The organism is Halomonas sp. BC04, assembly GCF_000568385.1.
In genome coordinates this window covers 1-8,280 of the sequence record NZ_AZQX01000037.1, presented here as the reverse complement: position 1 = coordinate 8,280, position 8,280 = coordinate 1, and the positions used below count along the sequence as shown (strand labels likewise).

The following is an 8,280-nucleotide window of genomic DNA, read 5'->3' as shown; positions in this document are numbered from 1 at the left end:
CGTGCTCTTCCATTCGAGCCAGCAGGTATTCTCGGCTGGGGGCGGGCTTGTCGTACTTATGGGCCTCGCGGCTGGCGTGCGGGTCGTCGCTGAGCGTCCAGTGGGTCATGCGTAGGGCATCCTTGGCAACATCGGGGACAGCGTTCTCGTGGGGGCGCAGGCAGTGCGCCGCGGGCGTAGGGTCTTGCTATTAGGGTCTATTGTCATGGGCGCAGTATAGCGCCGGTACCGGCTTGGCCCAACCATGGCGGCGTGATCCGGTCCTACATCGGAAAACCGCAACGCAATCGCGAATGGTTTCATGCGGATCAGATGTAGTAGAGCAGCAGCGAAACGGTAAGTAATACGGCCACCCAGAGCACCATGCTACCGGTGGGCCAGGTGCGCGCCAGAATACCCTTTGGACCATGATAACGCAGGGCCTGGGCGACGATGCGGCGCAAGGGCCAGCGCATGGCAGCCAGCAGGTTGCGCCATGTGCTGGCGCCATGGCGGTGGATCAAGCCGACGGCGTGCGGAGCCGCCACGCGATAGAACCAGTCGGTGTCGAGGGTGATCTTGTCCTTGGGCGTCATGAATTTCAGCAGAACGAAAAAGACCAGGCCCACGAAGGAGAGAAGCTGCAGGTCCCAGAACACATGAGCCAGCGTATAGGCGTTGTAGCCGACCGGCTGATTCGGCAGCATCTGGTACAGCCACTGCGGATACACGCCGATGAAAATGCAAAAGAAAGCCGCGATCCCCATGGCAACCAGCATGTTGGCCGGTGCTTCACGGGGGCGCAACCCGCTGTCACGCCCCAGGAAGGCGAACCAGGGCAGCTTGAGGCCCACACTCAGGAAGGTGCCTGCCGACGCCAGCGAGAGCATCAGCCAGATAAGCGCCGCCTGGTGGTCTGCATAGGCCTCGAGGATCATCGACTTGCTGACGAAGCCGCTCGTCAGCGGCAGCGCTGAAATCGAGAATGCGGCGATCAAGTAGAAAACGAACGTCATCGGCATGTAACGGTACAGCCCGCCCAGCTCGGTCAGCTTCGTGCGCCCGGTCATGTGGATGATGGCCCCGGCACTCATGAACAGCAGCGCCTTGTAGAGAATATGGGTGAAAGCATGTGCCGCGGAGCCGTTCAGGGCCATGGCGGTGCCAAGGCCGATGCCGGCCACCATGAAGCCGACCTGACTGACAATGTGATAGGCGAGCAGCCGGCGGATATTGTTGGCCAGCACCGCATAGGTGACCCCCCAGAGCGTCATGACCGCTCCCAGCCAGATCAGCACTTCCGTTTCGGGAAACCCCCGCATCAGGGTGTAGACCGCCGTCTTGGTGGTGAAGGCACACAGGAATACTGCCCCGGTAACCGTGGTCTCCGGGTAGGCATCGGTGAGCCAGGCGTGCAGAGGAGGTACGGCGGCATTGATCATGAAGCCGATCAGGATCAGCCAGAATGCGGCCCCCCCGGCCCTGATGTCGTTGAAACTCAGGCTCCCGGTCTGCGAGTAATACATCACGATGCCGGCCAGCAGCAGGACCCCGCTGACCGCATGAACCATCAGGTAGCGGAAGCCGGCCGCCAGAGAGGCGGCCCGGCGATTTCGCCATATCAGCCAGACCGATGAGAGCATCATGAGCTCCCAGAAGATATACAGCGTGGCCAGGTCACCGGCAAACACGACTCCCATGGCAGAGCCGGCATAAATCAAGCCGGCCACGTGCTGGATGGTGTCACGCACATGGAGGGCATAGATGGCGCCGATCAGGGCCATGATGGTGAACACATGGGCAAAGACCAGGCTCAGTGCGTCCGCCCGCCCCAGGACCAATTCCATGTTCAGGAATTCGAAACTGGCATGGGTTCCCGGAACGGTGCCAAGCACTGCGAAAAGTGCCAGCGTGGGCACAGCCAGGAGGACCAGCTTCTGCGCCACCCCGCGGAAAAGTGCTACCAGCAGTCCGCCCAGAATCAGCACCAGGGAGGGGGAGAGCCACTCGATGAAAGGCCAGTCGATCACGAACCACTCATGCATGACGCCTGCCCTCCAGAGATCGGCTCAACTGCGTTCATCGGAGACATCATCTAGCGCTCGATATGGCGTCAGTTCATCGTCGTAGTACCCTTCCCGACGATAGACCAGCCCCAGGCCCAAGGCCTTGGCCAAACCGATGAGAATCAGGCATGCAAGAGCCCCGAACAGGGCGCCGAATCCCCCCCAGGACTCCCAGGCAAACCGATCATAGCCGGAGGGAATCAGCAGGTCCGCGATGATCAATGCCGCCATGCCAGCCAGCAGCATCCGTTTCAGCCGTGTGGCATTGCGTACCAGTCGATCGAGCAGCTTGACGAGCATGTAACCCCCAGTGCTTTGGTATCAACTTCCAAAAATTCCGCCGAGCATGGCGCGTAGCGGGTCCGCCGCCAGAAACAGCGCCATGCAGCCCAGCGCCGTGATGCACAGTGGCACCACGCACAGCAACGGTGCCTCCCTGATTCCACGGCCTCCATCCTCCTTTGGCGGCATCAAGAACGCCCTCACTGCCGGCCTCAAGAGATAGGCGATATTGAGCAGCGTGCTGAGCATGATGACCAGGACCATCAGGAGCTGCCCGCTGTCGGCCGCCCCCAGGACAAGATGCCATTTGCTCCATAGCCCGCCCATGGGAGGTACGCCGATCACCGCCAGCGCTCCGAGCAGGTAGGCGCCCATGGTGAAAGGCATGCGTCGACCGAGGCCATCCATCTCGCTGACATTCGTCTTCTTGCTGGCCACATAGATGGCGCCGGCACAGAAGAAAAGGGTGATCTTGCCAAAGGCGTGCATGACGATATGCATGCCCCCGCCGATGGCCGCCAACTCATGGGCCAGCATCGCACCCAGCGTGATGTAGGAGAGCTGGCTGACCGTGGAGTAGGCCAGCCTGGCCTTGAGGTTGTCCTTTTGCAGCGCCACGAGCGATGCCGACAGCAAGGAGAAGGCGGCGATAGTCATCAGCAGGTCCGCACTCCAGAGCTCCCTGAGGTAATCCTGACCGAAGATGTAGGTGCTCACCTTGAGCACGGTGAAAACCCCGGCCTTGACCACCGCCACGGCATGCAGCAGTGCGGAGACGGGGGTGGGCGCCACCATGGCGGCAGGCAGCCAGCGGTGAAATGGCATCAACGCAGCCTTGCCGATACCGTAGATATAGAGCAGCAGCAACAGCCCCCCCAGGGCGTGGCTGACATGGCCTTCCATGATCCCGCCCTCGGTGAAGCTCAAGGACCCGGCCAGCCACCAGGTGGCGACAATCGCCACGAGCTGGAAACCGATGGACGTACCCAGCAACAGCACCAGGTAGGTACGCGCCCCTTGCTGGGCTTCACGATTGCCCTTGTGGGCTACCAGCGGGTAGGTGGATAGCGTCAGCACCTCATAGAAGATAAAAAGCGTGAACATGTTTTCGGCGAAGGCAATGCCCATTACCGAAAACAGGGCCACTGCGAAACAGGCATGGAAGCGTGTCTGCTTGCTCTCCTTGGCGCCGCGCATGTAGCCGATAGCGTACAGCGAGGTGATGATCCACAGGCTGGAGGCCACCAGCGCGAAAATCATGCCGAGGGGCTCGACCTCGAAGGCCATGCTCAGGCCCGGCAGCAACTCGATCAGCGTAATGGCGGGTCTCTCGCCCGCCAGGACAGCGGGCAATATCTGCAGGACCGTGGCGAACAGCAGCGCTGCGATGGCCACCATCAGGCCATCGCGAAGATTGGGGTGGCGGCCGCTCAGGGCAATCAGCACAGCCCCCAATGCCGGGATGAGCAAGGTGAGCGGAATGGCCACTGTGGCTTCCATGAACGGGAATGGACTCACCGATAGCCTCCCATCAATGCCTCGGCAGCACGCTCGGCCAGACCCACCGGCAGGGATGTCTCGATGCCGAAGTAGAGGCAGGACAGCGTGAGAAACCAGGTGGGGAGCAGCAGCGACAAGGGGGCTTCACGTACCGTCATTCGTCTGAGCGGCGCTCGGAAGAAGGCCACTTCCACCACCCGCCAGACGTAGAGCAGGGCCAGCACCGACGTTCCCAGCACAAACACGGCTATGGGCCATAGCCCCCCGTCCAGGGCAGCAAGAATCAGATGCCACTTGGTGACGAAACCTGCTGTCAGCGGGACACCGATCAGGGACAGCCCCGCAATGACGAAGGCCGTCATGGTCCAGGGCATCCGCTGCCCGGCACCGGTCATGTGGATCAGCGAAACGCCGCCGAGCCGATAGGCGATACAACCCAGCGCCATGAACAGCGCCGCCTTGGTAATCGCGTGATTGAAGAGGTGAAGTAGAGATGCCATCAGCCCCAGGGTGCTGGCAAAGCTGATGCCAAGGATGATGTAGCCCACCTGGGCCACGCTGGAGTAGGCAAGCATGCGCTTGATATTGGTATGGAAGATGGCAACGATGGACGGAATCAGGATGCCGAGCATCGCCAGCGGCATCAGCAGCAGGTTCATTCCGAGGACATCGAAGCTCAGCTCATGGCCAAACACGCCGAAGATGAAGCGCATCAGCACATAGATGGCCACCTTGGTTGCCGTGGCGGAGAGGAACACGGTGACCGTGGACGGGGCATAGGCATAGGCATTGGGCAGCCACAGGTGCAGCGGAAAGAGTGCCAGCTTCAGCGAGATGCCCACCACGATAAAGGCCAGCGCAGCACGCACCGTCCTGGTGTCATTGACTGCCGGCAGCCTCTCCGCCAGGTCCAACAGGTTCAGGGTACCGGTCATGATGTAGAGAAAGCCGATGCCGATGAGCAGGAAAGTGGTTCCGATCGTCCCCATCATCAGATACTGATAGGAAGCCATTACGGCCTGTCGCTCGCGGCCCGTGGCGATGAGTGAGTAAGATGCCAGAGCGGCAATCTCGAAGAAGACGAAGATGTTGAAGGCATCGCCGGTGATGGTGATCCCCAGGAGTCCGCAATTGGCCAGCAGGAAGGCGGCATAGAAATAGCCATGCTTGTCTTCCCGAACCTCGCTCGCCACGCTGAGCCGTGCGAAAGGCATGACCACCGCACTGATGAAACAGATCACCAGCAGCACCAGGATATTGACGGAGTCCACCCGGTACTCGATCCCCACCGGGGGCAACCAGCCACCCATGTGGTAGGCCACGACCCCTTCAGCCTGGACGCGGATCAACAGCAGCAGGGCGATGGCCAGGGTGAGCCAGCTTGTCAGGGTGGCAGTAGCCCAGGCAGCGCGTGGCGAGCGAGCCATGAGCATCACCAGCGGTGCCGCCAGCATGGGCACGATGACCTGAAATGCCGGCAGGTGAAGCTGAACCAACCCCATCACCACGCCTCGTCCTGAGCGTGGATCTCGTCTTCCTCGATAGTGCCGTAGAGCTCATGGATGCGAACCACCAGGCAAGGCCCACGGCGGTCAGGGCGACGCCAACCACGATGGCGGTCAAGATGAGCACGTGTGGCAGAGGGTTGGAGTAGTCGCTCACGCCCTCCACATGAATCGGCGCGGTCCCCCCCTCCAGCTTGGCCAGACTGATAAAGAAGATGAACACGGAGGTCTGGAAGATATTCAGTCCAACGATCTTCTTGATCAAGTTGCCCTGGGCAATGACGATGTAGAACCCCACCATCATGAGCACTACCACGATCCAGTAGTTATAGAGTCCGAACCACTCCATTACTCTCGCTCCCGACCGGCAAAGGCATAGAACAGGGTGAGAGCGACGGCAGCAACGGTAATGCCCACGCCCAGTTCGATGCCGATGATCCCGAGGGTCTCACCTGCCTGATCGTTCTCAAGCAGGACCTTGTATTCCAGAAACTGCCCACCCAGCACGATGCAAGCCAGGCCAATACCGATGTAGAGCAGCACGCCGAAAGCGGCCAGAAACCGGGCCGCCTCGGGGGGGATGGCCTCCTGCGCCACATCCAGCCCGAATATGAGGCTGAAGATGATGAAGCCTGCGGAGAAGATGATACCGGCCTGGAAGCCGCCCCCGGGGCCGTACTCGCCATGAAACTGGATATACAGCGCGTAGATCACAATCAGAGGAATCATGATCTTGGTAACGACCCGCAGCACGATGTGATGTTTCACGAACGCGTCTCCCTGCGACCGGGCTTCTCCCGGCGACGCTTGCGCTGTCGAGCACGGCCGCTGCCGATGATCAGGATCACCGCCACGGCGGCGGTGAGCACGACCACGGCTTCGGCCAGGGTATCGAGCCCCCGGTAGCTGGCCAGTACGGAGGTCACCATATTGGGGATGCCGATTTCCTCCACCGAGTGCTGGGTGAAATGCGGCGCCAGGTAGGTATGAGCGGGAGCCTGCGGATCGCCGACTCTTGGCATGTCCAGGGTGCCGTAGATGAGAGCCCCACCCGTGATGACCACCACCACCAGAGCCAGCAGGTTCTGACGCGTAATGCGGACTTTTTCTTCACTGGTGGTCAACGCCAGGGTGGCCAACATGAGAATGATCATGATCCCGGCACCGACGGCAGCTTCCGTCAGGGCGACATCAACGGCATCGAGCATCACGAACAGCGATGCCGCCAGCAGGCTGTAAATGCCAGTAAGCATGATCACCGCGAAGAGGTTACGAATCCTCACCGCGGCAATCGCCACCAGGGCCATGAAGGCCAGCAATACGAGGTCGATCAAGGCTGCGATGCGTCATCCTCCTTGTCGGACCGCCAGGGGGACAACTTGCACTGGCGCGCTGTCTTGGTCAGTGCATGACTGGCCGCAGGCGCCGTAAAGAACAGAAACACCAGGGTAAACATAAGCTTGGCGACCACCCCCAGGGAGTCAGCCTGGAGTATCAAACCGCCGAGAATCAGAATCATGCAGAGGGTATCGGTCATGCCGGCCGCCTGGATGCGGGAGTAGAAATCGGGGAAGCGCAGCAGACCAACGCCGCTTATCACCACCAGTATGGCGCCGCTGACCAGCATCAGTCCGCTGATCAGATCCAGTACCAGGCTCATGGCGGCTCCTCCTCACCGCGCCGGCGCGACGCACCGAAGCGGCCCGACTCGAAGAACCGCAGAACAGCCACTACGCCGATATAGTTGAGCAGTGCATAGACAATGGCAATGTCGATGAACTCGGGGCGGCCGACGATGAAGCCAAGCAGGGCAATGAGCAGTACCGTAAGGCTGCCGACGACATTTACCGCAAGGAGTCGGTCGAAGAGCGTCGGCCCAAGGTAGGCGCGGATCAGCGCGCACCCCAGGCTGAAGAGAACGGCCAGAGCGATGGCAACCAGCATCAGGACTCCCCCTCGAGCCGAGTCACCCGCCGGTCCATTTCACCGCTCAGAACACCCTGCTCCAGCTCCTCGGTCAAGGCGTAGAACCAGACCTCCTTCTCGCGGACATAGACGGTCACCGTACCCGGCGTCAGCGTGATGGAGTTGGCGAGAAACACTCGGCCCAGATCGGTTTCCTGAGTGGTGTCCAGTCGGCAGATTCGCGGGCTCAGGCTCTTGCGCCCCAAGACAATATGACGGGCCACCACCAGATTCGCTTTCACCACCTCCATCAGCAGCCAAGGCAGGTACTTGAGGATGGGGATCAGCAGATGGATGGGAAGCCCTTCCCGGTCCAGAATGCGCATGCGATATGCCAGGTACACCGTCAGGGCAACGGATGCCGCCCCCAGCGGGGCCAGAATGGCATGGGTCAATTGACCGGAGAGCAGCAGCCAGATGGCGGCCATGATGCCTGACAGGCTGACGGCATACTTGAGCACATTGAGCTCCTTGATCAACCACGGGAGTATCAGCGCATAAGGTGACTTCATCCTGCCTGATTCAGGGGGGATATGGCACGCTGCATGAGCAAAAAAACATCGTTATCGACCCCAGGAGCCTGATCCAGGTCATGTTCTTGCGCATCGATTGGCTTCGGGATCGGTGCACCTCAAAAGGTGGATAAACTCCCGCCCCCAGCATGCGCAGACAACCCTGGAGTTCGAGCCCTCCTCGCCCGCCGGCAGCCACTGCTGGCACCGTTCATGACGCCTTGGCGTCGGGTGAAAATTTGACCGCTACTCTTGCATTGGGCCACAGTTTGGGTAAGATACGCCTCGCCTGCCCAGATGGCGGAATTGGTAGACGCGCTAGCTTCAGGTGCTAGTATCCGTAAGGATGTGGAGGTTCAAGTCCTCTTCTGGGCACCATCGCTCTCTTGGGAGAACTTGAGAGAGCCTGGTCGGGTAGGCGCCCAAGCGTTTTGTCAGCTCGAAAGTCTCGTGTTCGCCCAGGTGGCGGAA

10 protein-coding genes and 1 tRNA gene are annotated in these 8,280 nt (G+C 60.7%); 1 reads left to right on the top strand and 10 read right to left on the bottom strand.

Annotated features, from left to right (window positions below; all coding sequences use genetic code 11):
- Positions 1 to 308 precede the first annotated feature (308 nt).
- The 10 genes from Q427_RS02830 to Q427_RS02790 are packed head-to-tail and all read right to left on the bottom strand — an operon-like array spanning position 309 to position 7,809.
- Positions 309 to 2,024 (bottom strand): Na(+)/H(+) antiporter subunit D, encoded by a 1,716-nt coding sequence (locus Q427_RS02830; RefSeq protein ID WP_051496075.1) that lies wholly within the window; start codon positions 2,022 to 2,024, stop codon positions 309 to 311.
- Between the two features lie 24 nt (positions 2,025 to 2,048).
- The gene (locus Q427_RS02825; protein WP_043510803.1) at positions 2,049 to 2,345 is read right to left on the bottom strand and encodes a hypothetical protein; all 297 of its coding nucleotides are present in this window, start codon (positions 2,343 to 2,345) and stop codon (positions 2,049 to 2,051) included.
- A gap of 21 nt (positions 2,346 to 2,366) precedes the next feature.
- Positions 2,367 to 3,845, bottom strand: a complete 1,479-nt coding sequence (locus Q427_RS02820) for a proton-conducting transporter transmembrane domain-containing protein (RefSeq protein ID WP_231613354.1) — start codon at positions 3,843 to 3,845, stop codon at positions 2,367 to 2,369.
- Entirely contained in the window at positions 3,842 to 5,260 is a 1,419-nt protein-coding gene (locus Q427_RS02815; RefSeq protein WP_231613356.1) for a monovalent cation/H+ antiporter subunit D family protein, read from the bottom strand. The genes Q427_RS02820 and Q427_RS02815 overlap by 4 nt, the downstream gene beginning before the upstream one ends.
- Positions 5,157 to 5,681, bottom strand: coding sequence for a cation:proton antiporter subunit C (locus tag Q427_RS29655; protein ID WP_231613349.1), 525 nt, complete (start codon positions 5,679 to 5,681; stop codon positions 5,157 to 5,159). Before Q427_RS29655 ends, Q427_RS02815 begins: the two co-directional genes overlap by 104 nt.
- The gene (locus Q427_RS02810; protein WP_043510467.1) at positions 5,681 to 6,100 is read right to left on the bottom strand and encodes a Na(+)/H(+) antiporter subunit B; all 420 of its coding nucleotides are present in this window, start codon (positions 6,098 to 6,100) and stop codon (positions 5,681 to 5,683) included. Before Q427_RS02810 ends, Q427_RS29655 begins: the two co-directional genes overlap by 1 nt.
- Positions 6,097 to 6,666 (bottom strand): DUF4040 domain-containing protein, encoded by a 570-nt coding sequence (locus Q427_RS02805; RefSeq protein WP_197030476.1) that lies wholly within the window; start codon positions 6,664 to 6,666, stop codon positions 6,097 to 6,099. The genes Q427_RS02810 and Q427_RS02805 overlap by 4 nt, the downstream gene beginning before the upstream one ends.
- Positions 6,663 to 6,992: a monovalent cation/H(+) antiporter subunit G gene (gene mnhG / locus Q427_RS02800; protein ID WP_043510795.1), complete on the bottom strand. Its 330-nt coding sequence runs from the start codon at positions 6,990 to 6,992 to the stop codon at positions 6,663 to 6,665. The genes Q427_RS02805 and mnhG overlap by 4 nt, the downstream gene beginning before the upstream one ends.
- On the bottom strand, positions 6,989 to 7,276 hold the full coding sequence (locus Q427_RS02795) for a monovalent cation/H+ antiporter complex subunit F (protein WP_043510464.1): 288 nt from the start codon (positions 7,274 to 7,276) through the stop codon (positions 6,989 to 6,991). The genes mnhG and Q427_RS02795 overlap by 4 nt, the downstream gene beginning before the upstream one ends.
- On the bottom strand, positions 7,276 to 7,809 hold the full coding sequence (locus tag Q427_RS02790; RefSeq protein WP_051496074.1) for a Na+/H+ antiporter subunit E: 534 nt from the start codon (positions 7,807 to 7,809) through the stop codon (positions 7,276 to 7,278). Before Q427_RS02790 ends, Q427_RS02795 begins: the two co-directional genes overlap by 1 nt.
- A gap of 291 nt (positions 7,810 to 8,100) precedes the next feature.
- On the opposite strand from Q427_RS02790, the gene Q427_RS02785 reads away from it, so the two are divergent.
- Positions 8,101 to 8,187, top strand: a tRNA-Leu gene (locus Q427_RS02785).
- Positions 8,188 to 8,280: the final 93 nt, after the last annotated feature.

Bases quoted from the DNA above. Each gene is read 5' to 3' on its own strand.
- Q427_RS02830 (WP_051496075.1), bottom strand. From the start codon at position 2,024: ATGCATGAGTGGTTCGTGATCGACTGGCCTTTCATCGAGTGGCTCTCC.
- Q427_RS02825 (WP_043510803.1), bottom strand. From the start codon at position 2,345: ATGCTCGTCAAGCTGCTCGATCGACTGGTACGCAATGCCACACGGCTG.
- Q427_RS02815 (WP_231613356.1), bottom strand. From the start codon at position 5,260: ATGCTCATGGCTCGCTCGCCACGCGCTGCCTGGGCTACTGCCACCCTG.
- Q427_RS29655 (WP_231613349.1), bottom strand. From the start codon at position 5,681: ATGGAGTGGTTCGGACTCTATAACTACTGGATCGTGGTAGTGCTCATG.
- mnhG (WP_043510795.1), bottom strand. From the start codon at position 6,992: ATGAGCCTGGTACTGGATCTGATCAGCGGACTGATGCTGGTCAGCGGC.
- Q427_RS02795 (WP_043510464.1), bottom strand. From the start codon at position 7,276: ATGCTGGTTGCCATCGCTCTGGCCGTTCTCTTCAGCCTGGGGTGCGCG.
- Q427_RS02790 (WP_051496074.1), bottom strand. From the start codon at position 7,809: ATGAAGTCACCTTATGCGCTGATACTCCCGTGGTTGATCAAGGAGCTC.